An 18,352-nucleotide genomic window follows, 5' to 3' on the forward strand; every position below is an offset into this window, starting at 1 on the left:
GCGCTGGGGCTCAGGTCACGGGGCTCTGCCCCGGGCCCCGCTCCTCAATCGCCGGAGGGCTGAATATTGCCGGGCCCCGGCGCTGGAGTTCGAGGCACGGGGCTCCGCCCCGGACCCCGCTCCTCAAGCGCCGGAGGGGCTGAGTTTTGCCGGACGCCGCTCCTCAAGCGCCGGAGGGGCTCGATTTTGGGCGTAGCCCGGGGCTAGTGGTCGTTCTGGGCCAGGCGCAAGAGGTGTTCTGCCAGGGCCTGGCCGCCTGCTGGGTCTCGGCTGATCAGCATCAGGGTGTCGTCGCCGGCGATCGTGCCGAGGATGACGTGCAGTTCGGCTTGGTCGATGGCCGAGGCGAGGAACTGGGCGGCGCCCGGTGGCGTACGGAGCACCACCAGGTTCGCCGACGCCTCCGCCGAGATGAGCAGCTCGCCCGCGAGGCGGCGCATGCGCTCCTCCTTGGCGGACTCCCCGAGCGGGGCCTGCGGGGTGCGGTAGCCGCCCTCGCTGGGCACGGCGTAGATCAGCTCGCCGCCCGTGTTGCGGATCTTGACCGCGCCCAGCTCGTCCAGGTCACGGGAGAGTGTGGCCTGGGTGACGTTGAGTCCGTCGTCGGCGAGCAGCTTCGCCAGCTGGCTCTGCGAGCGCACCGGCTGCCGGTTGAGGATGTCCACGATCCGGCGGTGGCGCGCGGTGCGCGTCTGCGGCACGGCGGGGCCATGAGGGTGCTGGGCGAGTGCGGCGTTCGTGGCGGCCCGCTCCAGGTTTTCTGCGTGCTCCGCTTTGCTGGTCATCGTCGTCGTCCCATTCCTCAGGCTCCTGCTTCCCCGTCGGCCGCGGCCGCGTCCAGGACCGCGGGCAGCGCCGCGAGGAACGCGTCCGCTTCGGCGTCGGTCAGGTTCAGCGGGGGCATGAGCCGGACGACGTCGGGTGCGGGCGCGTTCACCAGGAGGCCCGCGTCCTGGGCCGCCTGCTGCACCTGGGGTGCGCGCGGCCCGGTGAGCACGATACCCAGCAGCAGGCCCGCGCCCCTGACATGGCCGACCAGCGGGTGGCCGAGGGATTCGATTCCGGCCGTGAGCTTCTCGCTCATGCTCTTGGTGTTCCCCAGCAGGCCCTCGGCCGTGATGGTGTCGAGGACGGCGAGTCCGGCGGCGCACGCGACAGGGTTGCCGCCGAACGTCGTGCCGTGCTGGCCCGGCTTCAGCAGTTTCGCCGCCTCGCCGAAGGCGATGGTCGCGCCGAGCGGCAGGCCGCCGCCGAGGCCCTTGGCGAGCGTGACGACATCCGGCTCGATGCCTTCTTCCGCCTGGTAGGCGAACCAGTGGCCGGTCCGGCCGACGCCGGTCTGCACCTCGTCGAGGACGAGCAGCGTGCCGGTGGCGCGGGTGATTTCGCGGGCGGCCTTGAGGTAGCCGTCGCCGGGCATGACCACGCCGTTCTCGCCCTGGATCGGCTCGATGATGACGAAGGCGGTGTCTTCGGTGACCGCTGCCCGGAGTGCCTCCACATCCCCGTACGGGACGTGCGTGACGTCGCCGGGCAGGGGCGTGAAGCCGTCCTGCTTGCCGGGCTGGCCGGTGAGGGCGAGGGCGCCCATGGTGCGGCCGTGGAAGCCGCCGGTCGTGGCGACCATGTGGCGGCGGCCGGTGAGCCGGCCGATCTTGAAGGCGCCTTCGTTGGCCTCGGCGCCGCTGTTGCAGAAGTAGACGGCGCCGTCCCGGCCGAAGAGCTGGAGCAGCCGCTCGGCGAGCGCGATGGGCGGCTCGGCGATGAAGAGGTTCGAGACGTGGCCGAGGGAGGCGATCTGGGTGCTGACCGCTTCGACGACCGCCGGGTGGGCGTGGCCCAGCGCGTTGACCGCGATGCCGCCGACGAAGTCGAGGTACTTCTTGCCGTCGGCGTCCCACAGCTGCGTGCCCGCGCCCTTGGCCAGGGGCAGGCGCGGGGTGCCGTAGTTGTTCATCAGGGCGCCCTGCCAGCGCGTCGTCAGCTCCGCGTTCGTGGCGTGCTCGCTCATGTGGTGCTGTCCCCCTCTGCGTCGGGCACGACCATCGTGCCGATGCCTTCGTCGGTGAAGATCTCCAGCAGGATCGAGTGCTGGACGCGGCCGTCGATGACGCGGGCGGTGTGCACGCCGTTGCGCACGGCGTACAGGCAGCCCTCCATCTTCGGGACCATGCCGCTCGCCAGCTCGGGGAGCAGCTTTTCGAGTTCGGTGGCGGTGAGCCGGCTGATGACCTCGTCGGAGTTCGGCCAGTCCTCGTAGAGGCCTTCGACGTCGGTCAGCACCATCAGCGTCTCGGCGTCCAGCGCAGCAGCGAGTGCCGCAGCCGCCGTATCAGCATTGACGTTGTAGACATGGTGGTCGTCCTGGGAGCGGGCGATCGAGGAGACGACCGGGATGCGGCCGTCGGCGAGCAGGGCCTCGATGGCGCCGGTGTCGATCTCGGTGATCTCGCCGACGCGGCCGATGTCGACCAACTCGCCCTCGATACGGGGCTGGTGCTTGGTGGCGGTGATGGTGTGCGCGTCCTCGCCGGTGAGGCCGACGGCGAGCGGACCGTGCTGGTTGAGCAGGCCGACGAGCTCGCGCTGGACCTGTCCGGCGAGCACCATCCGTACGACGTCCATGGCGTCCTCGGTGGTGACGCGCAGGCCCGCCTTGAACTCGCTGACGATGCCGTGCCGGTCGAGGGCCTTGCTGATCTGCGGGCCGCCGCCGTGCACGACGACGGGCTTGAGTCCGGCGTGGTGCAGGAAGACGACGTCCTGCGCGAACGCGGATTTCAGCTCCTCGTCCACCATCGCGTTCCCGCCGAACTTGATGACGACGGTCTTGCCCTGGTGCCGGGTCAGCCAGGGGAGCGCCTCGATGAGGGTGCGGGCCTTGGGAAGCGCGGTGTGCTTGCGCGCGGTGGGCTGTTCCTGGTCCTGGCTCTGGCTCTGGCTCTGGCTCTGGCTCATGAGGAGTACGCGCTGTTCTCGTGGACGTAGTCGGCGGTCAGGTCGTTCGTCCAGATCGTCGCGGTCTCGGTGCCCGCGGCGAGGTCGGCGGTGACGGTGACCTCACGGAACCGCATGTCGACCTTGGTGCGGTCCTCGCCGACGCCGCCGTTCTTGCAGACCCAGACGCCGTTGATCGCGACGTTCAGCTGATCCGGTTCGAAGGCCGCCTTGGTGGTGCCGATCGCGGAGAGGACACGGCCCCAGTTCGGGTCCTCGCCGTGGATGGCGCACTTGAGGAGGTTGTTGCGGGCGATGGAGCGGCCCACCTCGACGGCGTCGTCCTCGCTCGCCGCGTTGATGACCTCGACCTTGATGTCCTTGCTGGCGCCCTCGGCGTCGCCGATGAGCTGCCGGCCGAGGTCGTCGCAGACGGAGCGGACGGCCTCCGCGAACTCCGCGTACTCCGGAGCGACTTGAGAGGCTCCGGAGGCGAGCAGCAGCACCGTGTCGTTGGTGGACATGCAGCCGTCGGAGTCGACCCGGTCGAAGGTGGTGCGGGTGGCGTCGCGCAGCGCCTTGTCGAGGATCTCGCTGTCGAGGTCGGCGTCGGTGGTGAGGACGACGAGCATGGTGGCGAGGCCGGGGGCGAGCATGCCCGCGCCCTTGGCCATGCCACCGACGGTCCAGCCCGAACCCTCGTACACGGCGGTCTTGTGCACGGTGTCGGTGGTCTTGATGGCGATGGCGGCCTTCTCGCCGCCGTGCTCGGAGAGCTTGCCGGCGGCGGTCTCCACACCGGGGAGCAGCTTGTCCATGGGGAGCAGGACGCCGATCAGCCCGGTGGAGGCGACGGCGACCTCGCCCGCGTTCAGGTCGAGTGCGTCGGCGACCTTCTCGGCGGTGGCGTGCGTGTCCTGGAAGCCCTGCGGCCCCGTACAGGCGTTGGCGCCACCGGAGTTGAGGACGACGGCCGAGACGAGGCCGCCCTTGAGGACCTGCTCGGACCAGAGGACCGGGGCGGCCTTGACGCGGTTGGAGGTGAAGACGCCCGCGGCGGCCAGGCGGGGGCCTCGGTTGACCACGAGGGCCAGGTCCGGGTTCCCGCTCTCCTTGATTCCGGCGGCGATGCCCGCGGCCTGGAATCCCTTGGCTGCCGTCACACTCACGGCGCGACTCCGATCGTTGTCAGCCCGGTGCTCTCGTCGAGGCCCAGGGCGATGTTCATGGACTGCAGGGCGCCGCCGGCGGTGCCCTTGGTGAGGTTGTCGATGGCGCTGATGACGATGACGCGGCCGGCGGCCTCGTCGAGGGCGACCTGGATCTGCACCGCGTTCGACCCGTACACGGCGGCCGTGGCGGGCCACTGGCCCTCGGGCAGCAGCTCCACGAAGGGCTCGTCGGCGAACGCCTTCTCGTACGCGGCCCTGACCGTCTCGGCGGTGACGCCGTCCTTGGCCTTGGCGCTGCACGTGGCGAGGATGCCGCGCGGCATCGGGGCGAGCGTCGGCGTGAAGGAGACGGAGACCCGCTCACCGGCGGCCGCGCTGAGGTTCTGGATCATCTCGGGGGTGTGCCGGTGCCCGCCCCCGACGCCGTACGGCGACATGCTCCCCATGACCTCGCTGCCGAGGAGGTGGGGCTTGGCCGCCTTGCCCGCGCCGGAGGTGCCGGACGCGGCTACGACGACGGCCTCGCTCTCCACTAGCCCCGCCCCGTATGCGGGGAACAGGGCGAGGGAGACGGCCGTCGGATAGCATCCGGGGACCGCGATGCGCTTGGTCCCTTCCAGCGCGGTGCGGCCGCCGGGCAGCTCGGGCAGTCCGTAGGGCCACGTACCGGCGTGCGGGCTGCCGTAGAACTTCTCCCAGTCGCCCGCGTCCTCCAGCCGGAAGTCGGCGCCCATGTCGACGACGAGGACGTCCGGGCCGAGCTGCTCGGCGACGGCGGCGGACTGCCCGTGCGGCAGTGCCAGGAAGACGACGTCGTGCCCGGCGAGCACGTCAGGGGTGGTTTCCTGGAGGATGCGGTCGGCGAGCGGGCGCAGGTGCGGCTGTAGCGTGCCGAGCCGCTGCCCCGCGTTCGAGTTGCCCGTCAGGGCGCCGATCTCCACCTCGGGGTGGGCGAGCAGCAGGCGCAGGACTTCCCCGCCCGCATATCCACTCGCTCCCGCCACTGCAGCGCGTACCGCCATGGAACCCTCCTCCTAGATGGCATGACTATACGTCGCGGTGCACGTTTATGCAATCAAGAGTGGCGGAAGCGGCCTGCTTGACCTGGAGCGCACTCCAAGCCATAGCGTCGAGTACGCGTTCCGCACCGGCACTCTCCCGCACCGGCACTCTCACAGGAGGCAGCACTCATGACGGACCTTCCCAATCGCCGCCTCGGCTCACTCACGGTCTCCGCGCAGGGGCTCGGCTGTATGGGCATGAGCCACGCGTACGGGCCGTCCGACGACGAGCAGTCGGTCGCCACACTGCACCGCGCGCTCGATCTGGGCGTCACCCTGCTCGACACGTCCGACTTCTACGGCCAGGGGCACAACGAGGAGCTGATCGGCCGGGCCCTCGCCTCGCCCGGCCGGCGCGAGCAGGCGGTGCTGGCCACCAAGTTCGGTTTCACGAACAAGCTCGGCGAGGAGACCGGGATCCGCGGCGACGCGGCCTACGTACGTCAGGCGTGCGAGGCGTCGCTGCGGCGGCTCGGCGTCGATCACATCGATCTGTACTACGTGCACCGGGTGGACCGCGAGGTGCCGATCGAGGAGACCGTGGGCGCGCTCGCCGAGCTGGTGAAGGAGGGCAAGGTCCGCCATCTCGGGCTGTCGGAGGCGGGCGCGGACACCCTGCGCCGGGCGTACGCCGTGCATCCGATCGCGGCGCTGCAGAGCGAGTTCTCGCTGTGGACCCGGGACGTGGAGGCCGAGGTGCTGCCGGTCTGCCGGGAGCTGGGCATCGGGCTCGTGCCGTTCTCGCCGCTGGGCCGGGGCTTCCTCACGGGCCGCTACAAGTCGACGGAGGGCTTGCAGAAGGGGGACATGCGGCGGAGTCAGCCGCGGTTCGCCGAGGGGAACCTGGAGCGCAATCTCGCCATCGTCGCCCGCCTGGAGGAGCTGGCGGCCCGCAGGGGTGTCACGGCGGGACAGCTGGCGCTGGCGTGGGTGCAGCACCAGGGCGACGACGTGGTGCCGATCCCGGGGACGCGGCGCCAGAAGTACCTGGAGGAGAACGTCGCGGCCGCCACGCTGGAGCTCTCGCCCGACGATCTCGCGGCGATCGACGCGGCAGCGCCCGCGGACGCGGTGGCGGGCGCCCGCTACGACGACGGCAGCATGCGATTCGTGAACGGCTGAGCGCAGCTGAGGTTCGTGAACGGCTGAGCGCCGCTGAGGTTCGTGAACGGCTGAGGTCCGTGAACGGCTGAGCGCCACCGGCGGGGCGGCGGCCCGGACGCCGCCGAGGAGAGTCCGGGCCACCGGCCGGCGTCAGCGCTTCTTGATCCGCAGGAACGTCACCGAGTTCGCCGGGAACGTGTAGGAGAAGGTGTCGGCGACCCCTGCGAAGGTCGAGGTCACCGGTTTCACGGGGGTCCCGGTCGCGGTGTTCTCGGCGTCGGGCGCCGCGGCGAGCGTGGTCACGGCCGCGGACTTCGCGACCTTCGCGCCGCCGAGCTGCACCGTCGTACGGGCCTGCGCGTCCTGCGCGTTGACGACCTTGACGATCAGGTCGCCGGTCTTCTGGTCGCGCGTGACGACCTGGCGGAACGGCTCGGCGGGCTTGTCGTCCTTGAAGGAGCCCCACTCCTGGCCGTCGAGGTAGAGGGTCACCTGGCGGCCGCGCACCTTGATGTCGATGTCGTAGGAGCGGCCGGTCTCGATCGAGCCCGCCTTGGCGAGGAGCGTCGACTTTCCGCCGTTCACGGCCTGTTCGACGGCGGACTGGGTGTTGTTCCAGCCGCCCAGGTTCCACCAGTAGTAATTGCCCGTGTCCTTGACGCCGAACGCGACGAGGAAGCCCTCCTTGCCGGACTTCTTGGTGGCCTTCGCATGCAGGTCGTAGTCGTGCCAGGCCGGGTCGCCCGCGGTGACCAGGGTGTTCTCGGCGGCCTCGTCGGACTGGACGTAACTCCCGTCCTGGACGCTCCAGCTGCCGCTGCCGGTCGTGGTCCACTGTGCGGCGTCGCCGCTGAAGTCGTCGTCCAGCAGGCTCGTGCCGTCGGCGCCGGTGACGCGTACGTCGTCGTAGGCCGCGCTGGTCGCCCAGGTCGACAGGCCGACGGCGCCGGTGATGGGCGCGGTCGTCGAGGGGGTGCTCGTGGCGGTGGACGGAACGACCCGGTCGCCGACGTTGCGCATGAACAGCTTCTGCACCTCGTAGTCGGCGGAACCCCATGACTTCTGGTCGTCGAACCAGATCATGTCGGGCCGCCACTGGACGGTGTCCTCACGGGCGAGCAGCGGCGCGTAGGAGGCGAGCTTGACGACGTCCGCGTTGCGTTCGAGCCCTGTCATGTAGGCGGCTTCGGAGAGGGCGTTGGCGAAGGTGTTGCCGCCCGAGGCGTACTCGCCGAGGAAGACCTTGGGGCCGCCGCGGTCGTAGGAGTCGTAGCGGTCGTTGTTCTGGAGGAACCACTGCGGGCTGTTGTAGTAGTGCTCGTCGACCATGGCGACGTCGGCGTCCTTGTTGAGCTTCCACGCCGTGTCGAAGGTCGTGCCGCTGTCGTCGGGGCCCGAGTTGGAGATGACGGTGACGTCGGGGTACTTGGCCTCGATGGCCGCGCTGAACTCCTTGAAGCGGGCGAAGAACTGCTCGGGCAGGTTCTCCTCGTTGCCCACTTCGAGGTGCGTGAGGTGGAAGGGCTTCGGGTGCCCCATCTGGGCGCGCTTCCTGCCCCACTCGCTCGTCACGGGGCCGTTGGCGAACTCGATGAGGTCGAGCGTGTCCTGGATGTGCCGCTTGAGCAGCGCGTCGTCGTCGACGGCCTGGTTCTGGCCGCAGCCGGTGACGAGGGCGGGCACGACGGGCAGCGGCATCGCGCCGATGTCCTCGGAGAACTGGAAGTACTCGTAGTAGCCGAGCCCGTAACTCTGGTTGTAGCCCCAGAAGTTGGCGTTCGTGGCGCGTTGCTCGACCGGGCCGACCGTGTCCTTCCACTGGTACGCGCGCTTGCGCTGGTAGCCGGAGGCGGCGTCGTAGCCCTCCATGGAGCCGGTGTTGACGAGGCAGCCGCCGGGGAAGCGCACGAAGCCGGGCTTCAGGGCGGCGATCTTCTCGGCGAGGTCCTTGCGCAGGCCGTTCGCGCGGCCGTTATACGTATCACGGGGGAAGAGGGACACCATGTCGAGGGCGGCGTCCCGGGTGGTGGCGACGGAGAGGCGGCCAGTCGTGCTCGCGCGCGTGGCGGTGAAGCTCGCCGTGTACTTGGCCCAGCCGCCCTTGGCCGTGACCCGCTTCGGCGTGGCCAGGGCGCCGTCCGCGTCGGCCAGGGTGACGGTGAGCGCGGAGTCGGCGCGGGCCCAGACCGAGAAGTCGTACCTGGCGCCCTTGCGGACGGTGAGGCCGGTGCCGTAGCCGGAGTTGGTGACGGACGATCCGGCGCCCAGCGACAGGTAGGTGCGGTTGCGGGCGTTCAGCCGGCCGTCGTCGTCGACGGTGCGGGCGGTGCCGGTGGTCGTCCACGCGGTGAGCGGGGTGTACGCCTTGTTGTCGGCGGTCGCGTACTCGAAGGACCGGTTCTGCACCAGTTCGGCGTAGAGCCCGCCGTCGGCGGCGCGGTTGATGTCCTCGAAGAAGACGCCGTACATGGAGTCGTCGATGGCCGCGCCCGTGCGGCTCGGGTCGACGGTGACCGTGTAGTCGACGGCGTCGGTGACGTCGGCCGTGTCGGCGGCCGACGACGGCAGTACGGCGGTCCCGGCGAGCAGCGAGCCCACCGCGGCCCCGAGCCCGATCCTCCAGCGCCTGCGTCGTCCACGCGTCATGCGCACACTCCCCTGATTCGGCTTGCCCGGTCATCGATTCGTTCGATTCGTTCGAGATTTCGTACGGTGTCCTAAACTCCGAACGGCAAGATAGGAAGCGGCGGTACGCGCGTCAACGGTTCGCGCAGAGGTGTACGGGAGTGATGTACGTGACGAGTGAACTCTGTCCGGTTTCCGATGCGTTGGCGTTCCTGGCGGGGAGCTGGCGCGTGGAGCGGACCGTGCGGGATCTCGCCGACGACGTGACCGGCACCTTCACCGGCACCACCGACTTCACGGCGGAGCCCGGCGGGGGGCTGCTGCACTTCGAGTCGGGCACGTTCGCATGGCGCGGGGTGGCGCGGCCCGCCGAGCGGACGCTGCGCTATCTGCCGGACGAAACGCCCGGCACCGCAGTCGTGCGCTTCTCGGACGGCCGCTTCTTCCACGGCCTCGATCTGCGCGACGGCCACCACATCGCCGACCATCCCTGCTCGGCGGATCTCTACCGGGGCGAGTTCGAGGTGTACGACGCCGATCGCTGGCGCACGGTGTGGCGCGTGAAGGGCCCGGCGAAGGACCTGGTCCTCACGACGGACTACCGCCGGACCTGAGGCGCCTGGGCAGCACCTCGTCGCGGGCCGCGGCCAGACGGCGTACCCCCTCGGTGATCTCCGCCGTCCCGGCCACCGCCACGAAGCTCAGCCGGAGGTACGGGGCCGGGGGCTCGGCCGGGAAGTACGGCCGCCCGGGGGCCACGGCGACGCCCGCCCGCAGGGCGCCGGCGACCAGCGCGCGCTCGTCCGTGCCGTCGGGCAGCCGCGCCCACAGGTGGTAGCCGCCGACCGGGACGTACGGCAGGGACAGCTCGGGCAGCCGCGTGGCGAGGGCGACGGCGAGGGCATCCCTGCGCAGCCTCAACTCCCCTGCCACCGTGCGCAGATGGCGCGGCCAGGCCGGAGAGCCGACGAGTTCGAGCGCGGCCTCCTGCAAGGGGCGCGGGACGAAGAACTGGTCGACGACCTGGATGGCGCGCAGCCGTTCCAGGACGGGGCCGCGGGCGGCGAGGCAGCCGATGCGCAGGCTCGGCGAGGTCGCCTTGGTGAGGGAACAGACGTGCACGACGACTCCGTCGGGGTCCTCACCGGCCAGGGGCCCGGGCAGCGGGCCCGCGTCGTCGTGCACGAGCCTGCGTACGAAATCGTCCTCCACGATGAACGCCCCGGCCTCGCGCGCGATGCGCAGCACCTCCGGGCGCCGCTCGGCGCTGAGGACCGCGCCGGTCGGGTTCTGGAACAGCGGCTGGCAGACGAACAGGCGGGCCCCGGTCGCCCTGAAGGCCTGCGCCAGCAGCTCCGGGCGGACGCCGTCCCGGTCGACGGGCACCGGCACGGGGCGCAGGCCCGCGGCCCGCGCGATGGCGAGCATGCCGGGATACGTCGGCGATTCGACCAGGACGGGAGCGCCGGGCGGGGCGAGCGCCTTGAGCGCCGTGGCGAGCGCCGACTGGCCGCCCGCGGTGATCAGCACTTCGGCGCCGGTGATCGCGCCGCCGATGCCGCGGGCGAACCAGTCGCGCAGTTCGGGCAGCCCGTCGACCGGCGGCCGGTCCCACGCGCCGGGGCGCCGGCCCGCGCGGGCGAGCGCGGCGGCCAGCGCGCCGACGGGCTGGAGCACCTGGTGGAGATAGCCGCCGTTGAACTCGATGACGCCGGGCGGCGACGCGGCCAGCGTCACCAGCACCCCGGAGGCGTCCACCGCGCGCGGCACCGGTTCCGTGGCGGCGTCGGCGCTCAGCGCGACCTCCTGCCAGGACGTGTCGCCCACGGCTGCGGCGGCGCGCGGCGCGGCCTTGAAGGCGCCGGCTCCGGGCCGGGTCACCACGAGCCCTTCCCCGGCGAGCTGGGCGAGCGCCCGCGTCACGGTCACGGGGCTGACCCGAAACCGGTCGACAAGAGCCCGGCTGGAAGGCAGCTTCTCACCCTCCGAGTAGCGGTTCAGCTCGTCTCGCAGCTGTTTCACCAGGTCACCCACACTGCTACGCTCGTGCATGAGGACAGAGAATAGCGCTACTGCGCCCAAGGCGATAGCGGTTGCCGAGCGGCACGCCCCACCGTCCCCGCCGCCGACGGCCGCCCCCGGCACGCTTCTGGCCGCGCTCGGCGTCCTCGCGTTCTCCCTCACCTTTCCCGCCACCGCCTGGGGTCTCGAAGGGTTCGGGCCCTGGTCGCTGGTGAGCGTCCGCAGCGTGCTCGCGGCCGTGATCGCGGGCGCCTGTCTGCTCGCGCTGCGCGTACCGGCGCCGCGGCGCGCGCACTGGGCGGGGCTCGCGGTCGTCGGGGCCGGTGTGGTTCTCGGCTTCCCGATGCTGACCACGCTCGCTCTGCAGTCGGCGACGACCGCGCACTCGGCGGTCGTCGTGGGCCTGTTGCCGCTGACCACGGCCGTGCTCTCCTCGCTGCGCACCGGGGCCCGGCCCTCGCGCGCCTTCTGGATCGCGGCGTGCGCGGGCGCCGCGGCGGTGATCGCCTTCACGGTGCAGCAGAGCGGCGGCGCCCTCACCCGGGCCGATCTGTACCTGTTCGGCGCGCTGCTGATCTGCGCGGCCGGTTACACGGAGGGCGGCAGGCTCGCCGCGGTCATGCCGGGCTGGCAGGTCATCGCGTGGGCGCTGGTCATCTGCCTGCCGGTCGCCGTGGCGGGCACGGCGCTCGCGCTGTCGTACGAGCCGGTGCAGCTGACCGGGCACGCGGTGGCGGGCCTGCTGTGGGTGGCGGCGGGTTCGCAGTTCTTCGGCCTGGTCGTCTGGTACAAGGGCATGGGCCTGATCGGCATCCCGAAGGCGAGCCAGCTCCAGCTCGCCCAGCCCCTGTTGACGCTGGTGTGGTCGGTGTTCCTGCTGGGGGAAGCGCTGCCGGTCGCGGCGCCGCTCACGGCGGTCGCGGTGCTCGTGTGCATCGCGGTCACCCAGCGCGCCCGCGGCTGAACCGGCCGGGGTCCAACTCCCTTGCTCCGCCGTAGACTTGCCGCAACGTACGGGTACGGCGAGGAGGTCACTCCTGATGCACGCAACCGTAGGCGACCGGCTCCTGATGCACGGCCGGATCGTCGGCCAGCGCGACCGCGTCGCCCAGATCATCGAGGTCCTCGGCAGCGACGGCGGGCCGCCCTTCCGCGTCCGCTTCGAGGACGGCCACGAGGCGATCATGTCGCCGGGCCCCGACGCGGTCGTGCGGCCCGTCGCCGGCCGACGGGAGTGATCAGCCTCCGTACTCGCCGTAGTGCTCCGCGACGACCCGGGCCATGGCGCCGTTCCGGTCCTGCCCGACCTCCTTCGCGGAGAAGTACACATGCCCGCGCACCTCGGGGAACGCGGCCGCGTACGTGAGGTGCCGGGACAGTTCGGCGGGGTCCTGCCAGGCCGCGGGCTGTGCCGGATCGCCCGCCTTGTACAGGGCTTCGCCGATGTAGAGGTGTACTCCCGTACCGCGTACGGCGTTGTCCCACCACGGCACGAGCTTCGCGTAGTCGGCGGCGGGGAAGCCGATGTTCCAGTACACCTGCGGCACGACGTGGTCGATCCACCGCTCGCGCACCCACTTGCGGACGTCCGCGTGCAGGTCGTCGTAGGTCTGCACGCCCGCCGTCGTGTCGGACCCCTCGGGGTCGGTGGCCCGGTTGCGCCACACCCCGAACGGGCTGATCCCGAACCGGGTCCCGGGCCTGGTCCGCTTGATCCGGCGGGACGTCTCCCGGATCAGCCGGTCGATATTGTCGCGCCGCCAGGCCGCCCGGTCCGGGAAGCCGCGGCCGTACTTGGCGAACGCCGCGTCGTCGTCGAAGGTCTGGCCCGCGACCGGATACGGGTAGAAGTAGTCGTCGAAGTGGACGGCGTCGATGTCGTACTTCTTCACCGCGTCGAGCATCGCGTCCTGCACGAAGCGCCGGACCGCCGGCAGACCGGGGTTGTAGTAGAGCTTCCCGCCGTACGGGATGACCCACTCGGGGTGCACCCGCGCCGGGTGCGTCGGGAGCAGGCGGCCCGGGTCGGTGTGGTTGGCGATGCGGTACGGGTTGAACCAGGCGTGCAGTTCGAGCCCGCGGCGGTGCGCCTCCGTCACCGCGGTGCCCAGCGGGTCCCAGCCCGGGTCCTCGCCCTGGGTGCCGGTGAGCACCTGCGACCACGGCTCGTACGGGGACGGCCACAGGGCGTCGGCGGTGGGCCGCACCTGGAAGATCACCGCGTTGAGGCGGCGGCGGACGGCCGTGTCCAGGTGCGCGAGCAGTTCGGCCCGCTGCTCGGCGGCGCTCAGTCCGGAGCGCGAGGGCCAGTCCCGGTTGGCGACACTGGCCAGCCACATGCCGCGCATCTCGTGGCGGGGTCGGTGCCCGCGGCCCGGCCGCGCGACGGCGTCGCCCGCCGTCAGTCCGGCCAGCGCGAGCGCGGCCCCGAGCGTCACTGCGCGACGTGAGATACGTCCCATGGTTCCTTCCGGATTCCTGTGCCACGGTGTTGAGCGGATGAACAGGCGTTAACCCGGGCTCCGCTCCTCCCAGGTCTACGGGGTAACGTGCAGATCCGAAAGACCCGGGAGGATTCTGCCTGCCGGCGGCTCGGACGAACACCGAAAGGCACGAGGTGACGGACACCTTGACTGACATCACACGCGTCGGCGTGGTGGGCTGTGGCCAGATGGGCGCCGGGATCGCAGAGGTCTGCGCCCGCTCCGGCCTGGACGTGATGGTCGCCGAGACCACCGGCGAGGCCCTGGAGATCGGCCGGACCCGGCTGCTCAACTCGCTGAGCAAGGCGGCCGAGCGCGGCAAGATCACCGAGGAGGAGCTGGCGGAGACGCAGGAGCGGCTCACCTTCACCACGGACCTGGGCGAGTTCGCCGACCGTGACCTCGTCATCGAGGCCGTCGTGGAGAACGAGCAGGTCAAGACGGAAATCTTCCAGGTCCTCGACCAGGTCGTCACCCGCCGCGACGCGATCCTCGCCTCGAACACCTCGTCCATCCCGCTGGTGAAGCTGGCCGTGGCGACATCCCGCCCGGACCACGTCATCGGCATCCACTTCTTCAACCCGGCCCCGGTGCAGAAGCTCGTCGAGCTGATCCCGGCGCTCACCACGTCCGAGGGCACGATCAGCCGCGCCCAGGCCCTGGTGGAGAAGATCCTCGGCAAGCACGCGATCCGCGCCCAGGACCGCTCGGGCTTCGTGGTGAACGCGCTGCTCGTGCCCTACCTGCTCTCCTCGATCCGGATGTTCGAGTCCGGCATCGCCAGCCGCGAGGACATCGACAACGGCATGGAGCTGGGCTGCGCCCACCCGATGGGCCCGCTCAAGCTCTCGGACCTGATCGGTCTCGACACCATCGCCTCCATCGCGGACTCGATGTACGCCGAGTACAAGGAACCGCTGTACGCCGCTCCCCCGCTGCTCCAGCGGATGGTCGACGCGGGCCGGCTCGGCCGCAAGTCCGGCTCGGGCTTCTACACCTACGCCTGATCACACCTGCGCCTGATCACACTCCGTGTCCGCATGTGGGCCCGGTGCTCTTCGGAGCACCGGGCCCACTGCGTTCGCACGGGGTGTGCGCGGCTGACTCGCATATGCCTTTCGCACACGCTCCCGCCGCGTCCACCAGGCGAGTTGACTTCCGATGCGCACAACAGGGATGTGACGACTACGGAAAGGAGTTGACTAGTGACCACCGACCCGGAGCATCCCGTGGTCCCGGAAGAACTCGCAGAGTTACGCCGCGTCTTCGAGGTAGGACTGACCCGTATCGAGGGCCAACTCGCCCTGCATGCTCACCGCGACGACCAGAACGTCAAGGATCAGGACGATCTGAGTTCGCGGATCAGCGCGCTGGAGCACAACCGCTGGCCCCTGCCCGCGGTCGCGGCGCTGACCGCGATAGGGGCGCTGGCCATAGGGATATGGCAGGTGCTCGGGCACTAGCGCGCGGGAGGCGCTAGCCGAGCCGGAGATGGTGCAGGAGCAGTAACGCGGCCGCCATATTGGCGGCCGGGACCTCCCCGCGAGTGATCATGTCGGGGACGAGTTTGAGCGGGACCCACTCCCTGCGGTCCGACTCGAAGTCGTCCTGGGGGTGCCCGATGTACGTTCCCTCGTCGGTCCAGTAGATGTGGTGCCGGGCGTCCGTGAGTCCGTTGGACGGTTCGACGCTCATCAGGTGCCGCAGCGGTCCCGGCCGCCAGCCGGTCTCCTCCTCCAGTTCCCTGGCGGCCGCGTACGCGATGTCCTCGCCGTCCTCGACGACGCCTGCCGCCAGTTCCCATCCCCAGCTGTCGGTGATGAAACGGTGGCGCCACAGCAGCAGCACCTCGTTCGCCTCGTTCACCACGGTGGCGACCGCGACGGGCCGCATCCGTATGAGGAAGTGGTCGAGGTGCCGGCCGTCCGGGAGTTCAACGTCGGCCAGGTTGACGCTGAACCATCGGTTTTCATACACAGTTTGTTCGTTCTGTTTCGTCCACTGCACGGTTCTGCCACCTTCCGCTTAGTTGATGGCAATATCGCAGCAGCGGCGCCCCCGGGCGTCCTACGTAAGGGATCAGAGTGGTACGCGCAGCGCCCCGTCGATGAGTTCCGCGGCCTCGGCCGTGCCGGCGCAGCCGCTGCGCATCAGGTGCTCGCGTACCGCCCGGAGTCTGTCGCGCAGGCGCTGGGACTCCATCCCCCGCGCGGCCTCGGCCATCTCCACGGCGGTGGCCACGGCCTGTTCGGCGTTCCCCTGTCTGAGCTGGATCTGGCTGAGCACGGCGAGCCGGTGCACGCGGCCTCTGTCGTGCGCCGGGGTGTGGACGGCCTCGGTGGCATGCTCCCTGGCCGCCGCGTAGTCGCCGAGGCTCAACAGGGCTTCCGCGACCTGTACGTTGACGAATCCGGGCTGCACGTATCCCGTCTCGTCCGGTTCGTGTCCGCGCCGGATGCGGCCCGCGGCGGACTCGGCACGGCGGATGCACTCCAGGGCGCTCGTGCCGTCGCCGAGGTGTGCGTACGCCTTCGCCTGCATCGCGTACAGGTCGGAGGCGAGCGCCGGGGTGATGTGCCGCCCCGCGGTGCGCAGCGCGGCCTCGGCGAAGGCGACGGCCTGGCGGTGCTCGCGCATGTGCAGCGACTGGTTCACCAGGAGCGCTATCACGTACGCCCCGAGGCCCCGGTCGGCACTGGCCTTGGCGAGGCGCAGGGCCTGGTGGAAGTAGCGCTGGGCGAGACCGTGCGCGTCGGAGTCGTAGGCGCAGATGCCCGCGATGGCGACCAGGCCGCCGGTGGCGCGGTGCAACTGGCGGCCGGTGGCGTCGGTGTAACCGCCGCGCAGCAGCGGGGCCGCCTCGGCGTTGAGGAAACCGACGATCCTGGTCCGCGTCGCGACGCCGCCCGCCTTGCGGTACATCTGCTCGTAGTGCGTGCGGGCCGAGCGCATCGTCTCGATGTCGGCGGGGCTGACCAGATGGCGTCCGCCGCGCGAGACGTCGGTGTCCTCCGGCGGGTTCTCCCACTCCCATACCGGCATCACGGCGGGTGTGCCGGTGACGGCCGGGGCGTCCAGGATGTGCCGGCGCTGCTGCTCGTCGGAGCGCCACAGCGCGGTGGCCCGCTCCACGAAACCGGACAGCGAGGAGGAGTGCGGGGCCGCCGGTCCGCCGGGGATGCCGAGGCCGATGTCGTCGAGGGTGATGTGCCGCTGGAGGCGTCCGGTGAGCACCTCGCAGATCAGGTCCGGAACCTGGCCGCGGGGCCGTTGTCCCTTCAGCCAGCGGGCGACGGCGGTGTGCTCGTAGCGCAGGGCGAGGCCGCGGGCCCGGCCCGCGTGGTTCACATGGGCGGCGAGACCCGCATGGGAGATCCCGGCCTCGTCGAGAATCGCGTCGAGCAGGGTGTTGGGCTGCATGGATGCCCTCCGTAGGCTCGGTACTCGCAGCCTAGTCCGACCGCCTTCACACGGGGTGTGATCGGAATGCTCAACTCCGGGCGCTGTGCACTCTGTTGTGGCCGGTTTCCACCCGCTTGACTGAACTGCCTCGCAAGAGGCCGGCCGGGCCGTCGGCTCCCCCTCGTACAGACGACGGCCCGATCCCGCGTCGTCCGCCCGCTCGCCTGCCCACAACTCCGCGGCGGGCGGACGGCGCCCCGCAGGCGCGGTGTTCAGGGAACCGGGTGGGCGCTGCGGCCGACGGGCGCTCCGGCTTGCGCGGGGACGCGCTTGCGGTCGTTGCGCAGCACGAGCAGCGCGGCGTCGTCGCTGGGCGGTCCGCCCACGTGACCCAGGAGCCTGCCGTACACGGCATGGATGACGGCCTTCGGCACGACCGTCCGGCGGCGCACCGTCTCGGTGAGCTCCGCCTGAAAGGGAAAGAACCGGCCACGGGCGTCGCGGGCGTCCTCGATGCCGTCGGTGTGCAGCAGCAGCCCCTCCCCCGGCAGGATCCGTCCGCACCGCACCGGCGTCAGCCCGGCGGGCAGCGGGAACGCGCCGAGCGGTGGCATCGGATCGCCGCCGGTCATCGGTTCGACGCAGCGCGCGGCGCCCGGCCGCAGCAGGAACGGCCAGGGATGGCCGCAGTTGAGGGCGTACACGGTGCCGTCCTGCCGGATCTCCAGGAGCAGCACGGTCACGAACTCCTCGGCGAGGGAGCCCTCCGGCTCGCGGTCCGCGACGGCCGGGGGCTCGTCGCGGACGCGACGGCGCACGTGCCGGGTGTGGGTCCGCTCCAACCGCCGCAGCACTCCGCCGAGTTCGCGCTCGTCGTGGGCGGCCTCGCGGAAGCTGCCGAGGACGGCGTTGACGGTGGCGAGCGCGCCGAGACCGTGTCCGCGGACGTCCCCCATGACGACCCGGACACCATGGTCGGTGGCGGCCACGTCGTACAGGTCGCCGCCGATGCTGGCGGCGGGGTCGGCGGAGAGCTGGCCCGCGGCGAGGGCGAGCCCCGCGAGGCGGGGCGGCAGCGGTCGCAGCAGCACGGACTGCGCGGCGCCCGCGACGGCCCTGACCTCCCGCAGCTCGCGCAGCAGACCCTGCCGTACGTGAAGGATCAGCCCGCATCCGACCGCGAAGAAGACGGCACTGCTCACGATCCGTGCGCCCAGACTGTTCTGCCGGGCGATCGGGCAGGTCAGCTCGTACGTGGCGGCGAGCGCACCCCACGCCGCGGGCAGGCCGAGCAGCAGCGCCCGCCGTAGCCGGGTGCGGAAGGTCCGGGTGCGGAAGGTCCGGGTGGGCGCCCTGGTCTGGATACGCATCATGGCGACGGCCCCCTCGGCCCCTGTGCAGCGCCCTCACCGATCGGCCCGGCGGTGGATCGCTTCTAGAGTCGCCTGCCCCGATCAGGTCTCCTCATGGGAGCCCGTCACCCGAACGAGTGAGGGGCGCATCCGGTGGTCCGGATGCGCCCCTCTTCGAGGTCCTGCCTCTGCCG

General features: G+C 71.1%; 17 protein-coding genes. 6 read left to right on the forward strand and 11 right to left on the reverse strand.

The genetic code is table 11. The features are described from left to right. Nucleotides 1-203: 203 nt before the first annotated feature. From ABD366_RS15155 to argC, 5 genes are read right to left on the reverse strand one after another with little or no spacing between them, the layout of a single operon-like run. Entirely contained in the window at nt 204-785 is a 582-nt protein-coding gene (locus ABD366_RS15155; protein WP_324776878.1) for an arginine repressor, read from the reverse strand. 17 nt (nt 786-802) lie between these two features. Then, entirely contained in the window at nt 803-2,011 is a 1,209-nt protein-coding gene (locus ABD366_RS15160) for an acetylornithine transaminase (RefSeq protein ID WP_324776880.1), read from the reverse strand. Continuing rightward, nucleotides 2,008-2,958 carry an acetylglutamate kinase gene (argB, locus tag ABD366_RS15165; RefSeq protein WP_324776882.1) on the reverse strand — a complete coding sequence of 317 codons (951 nt, stop codon included), beginning with the start codon at nt 2,956-2,958 and terminating at the stop codon, nt 2,008-2,010. Before argB ends, ABD366_RS15160 begins: the two co-directional genes overlap by 4 nt. Then, complete coding sequence (gene argJ, locus ABD366_RS15170) at nt 2,955-4,106, reverse strand: bifunctional glutamate N-acetyltransferase/amino-acid acetyltransferase ArgJ (protein ID WP_324776884.1); 1,152 nt, start codon at nt 4,104-4,106, stop codon at nt 2,955-2,957. The genes argB and argJ overlap by 4 nt, the downstream gene beginning before the upstream one ends. Further along, complete coding sequence (gene argC, locus ABD366_RS15175; protein WP_324776886.1) at nt 4,103-5,131, reverse strand: N-acetyl-gamma-glutamyl-phosphate reductase; 1,029 nt, start codon at nt 5,129-5,131, stop codon at nt 4,103-4,105. The genes argJ and argC overlap by 4 nt, the downstream gene beginning before the upstream one ends. 168 nt (nt 5,132-5,299) lie before the next feature. Here argC and ABD366_RS15180 point away from each other — a divergent pair, with 168 nt between their 5' ends. Beyond that, nucleotides 5,300-6,292: an aldo/keto reductase gene (locus ABD366_RS15180; protein WP_324776889.1), complete on the forward strand. Its 993-nt coding sequence runs from the start codon at nt 5,300-5,302 to the stop codon at nt 6,290-6,292. A gap of 132 nt (nt 6,293-6,424) precedes the next feature. Here the strand turns inward: ABD366_RS15180 and ABD366_RS15185 are convergent, their stop codons facing one another. Next, the gene (locus ABD366_RS15185) at nt 6,425-8,920 is read right to left on the reverse strand and encodes an alpha-L-arabinofuranosidase C-terminal domain-containing protein (RefSeq protein ID WP_324776891.1); all 2,496 of its coding nucleotides are present in this window, start codon (nt 8,918-8,920) and stop codon (nt 6,425-6,427) included. 143 nt (nt 8,921-9,063) lie between these two features. Between ABD366_RS15185 and ABD366_RS15190 the strand changes: the two genes are divergently transcribed. Beyond that, nucleotides 9,064-9,513: a DUF6314 family protein gene (locus tag ABD366_RS15190; protein WP_324776893.1), complete on the forward strand. Its 450-nt coding sequence runs from the start codon at nt 9,064-9,066 to the stop codon at nt 9,511-9,513. On the opposite strand, the gene ABD366_RS15195 is transcribed toward ABD366_RS15190, so the two are convergent. Beyond that, nucleotides 9,488-10,951 carry an aminotransferase-like domain-containing protein gene (locus ABD366_RS15195; protein ID WP_344441865.1) on the reverse strand — a complete coding sequence of 488 codons (1,464 nt, stop codon included), beginning with the start codon at nt 10,949-10,951 and terminating at the stop codon, nt 9,488-9,490. The genes ABD366_RS15190 and ABD366_RS15195 overlap by 26 nt on opposite strands. On the opposite strand from ABD366_RS15195, the gene ABD366_RS15200 reads away from it, so the two are divergent. Together ABD366_RS15200 and ABD366_RS15205 are read left to right on the forward strand one after the other, a co-directional pair. After that, on the forward strand, nt 10,950-11,885 hold the full coding sequence (locus ABD366_RS15200) for a DMT family transporter (protein ID WP_324768279.1): 936 nt from the start codon (nt 10,950-10,952) through the stop codon (nt 11,883-11,885). The two genes, ABD366_RS15195 and ABD366_RS15200, sit on opposite strands and share 2 nt — an antisense overlap. 76 nt (nt 11,886-11,961) lie before the next feature. After that, nucleotides 11,962-12,159: a DUF1918 domain-containing protein gene (locus ABD366_RS15205; protein WP_324768278.1), complete on the forward strand. Its 198-nt coding sequence runs from the start codon at nt 11,962-11,964 to the stop codon at nt 12,157-12,159. On the opposite strand, the gene ABD366_RS15210 is transcribed toward ABD366_RS15205, so the two are convergent. Next, a complete protein-coding gene (locus ABD366_RS15210) occupies nt 12,160-13,383 on the reverse strand; it encodes a glycoside hydrolase family 10-like protein (RefSeq protein WP_324768277.1) in 1,224 nt (407 codons plus the stop codon). It abuts the gene before it with no gap. A 167-nt stretch (nt 13,384-13,550) separates the two neighbouring features. On the opposite strand from ABD366_RS15210, the gene ABD366_RS15215 reads away from it, so the two are divergent. Both ABD366_RS15215 and ABD366_RS15220 read left to right on the forward strand, forming a co-directional pair. Then, a complete protein-coding gene (locus ABD366_RS15215; RefSeq protein ID WP_324768276.1) occupies nt 13,551-14,411 on the forward strand; it encodes a 3-hydroxybutyryl-CoA dehydrogenase in 861 nt (286 codons plus the stop codon). Nucleotides 14,412-14,609: 198 nt separating this feature from the next. Then, a complete protein-coding gene (locus tag ABD366_RS15220; protein ID WP_324768275.1) occupies nt 14,610-14,867 on the forward strand; it encodes a hypothetical protein in 258 nt (85 codons plus the stop codon). A gap of 13 nt (nt 14,868-14,880) precedes the next feature. On the opposite strand, the gene ABD366_RS15225 is transcribed toward ABD366_RS15220, so the two are convergent. From ABD366_RS15225 to ABD366_RS15235, 3 genes are all read right to left on the reverse strand, one after another. Further along, complete coding sequence (locus ABD366_RS15225; protein ID WP_324768274.1) at nt 14,881-15,411, reverse strand: NUDIX hydrolase; 531 nt, start codon at nt 15,409-15,411, stop codon at nt 14,881-14,883. A 72-nt stretch (nt 15,412-15,483) separates the two neighbouring features. Then, nucleotides 15,484-16,824: an NsdA family TPR-like regulatory protein gene (locus tag ABD366_RS15230; RefSeq protein WP_324768273.1), complete on the reverse strand. Its 1,341-nt coding sequence runs from the start codon at nt 16,822-16,824 to the stop codon at nt 15,484-15,486. A 254-nt stretch (nt 16,825-17,078) separates the two neighbouring features. Further along, entirely contained in the window at nt 17,079-18,179 is a 1,101-nt protein-coding gene (locus tag ABD366_RS15235; protein WP_411293678.1) for a PP2C family protein-serine/threonine phosphatase, read from the reverse strand. Nucleotides 18,180-18,352 lie beyond the last annotated feature (173 nt).

This window comes from Streptomyces kunmingensis (assembly GCF_039533535.1).
Lineage (GTDB): Bacteria > Actinomycetota > Actinomycetes > Streptomycetales > Streptomycetaceae > Streptomyces > Streptomyces kunmingensis.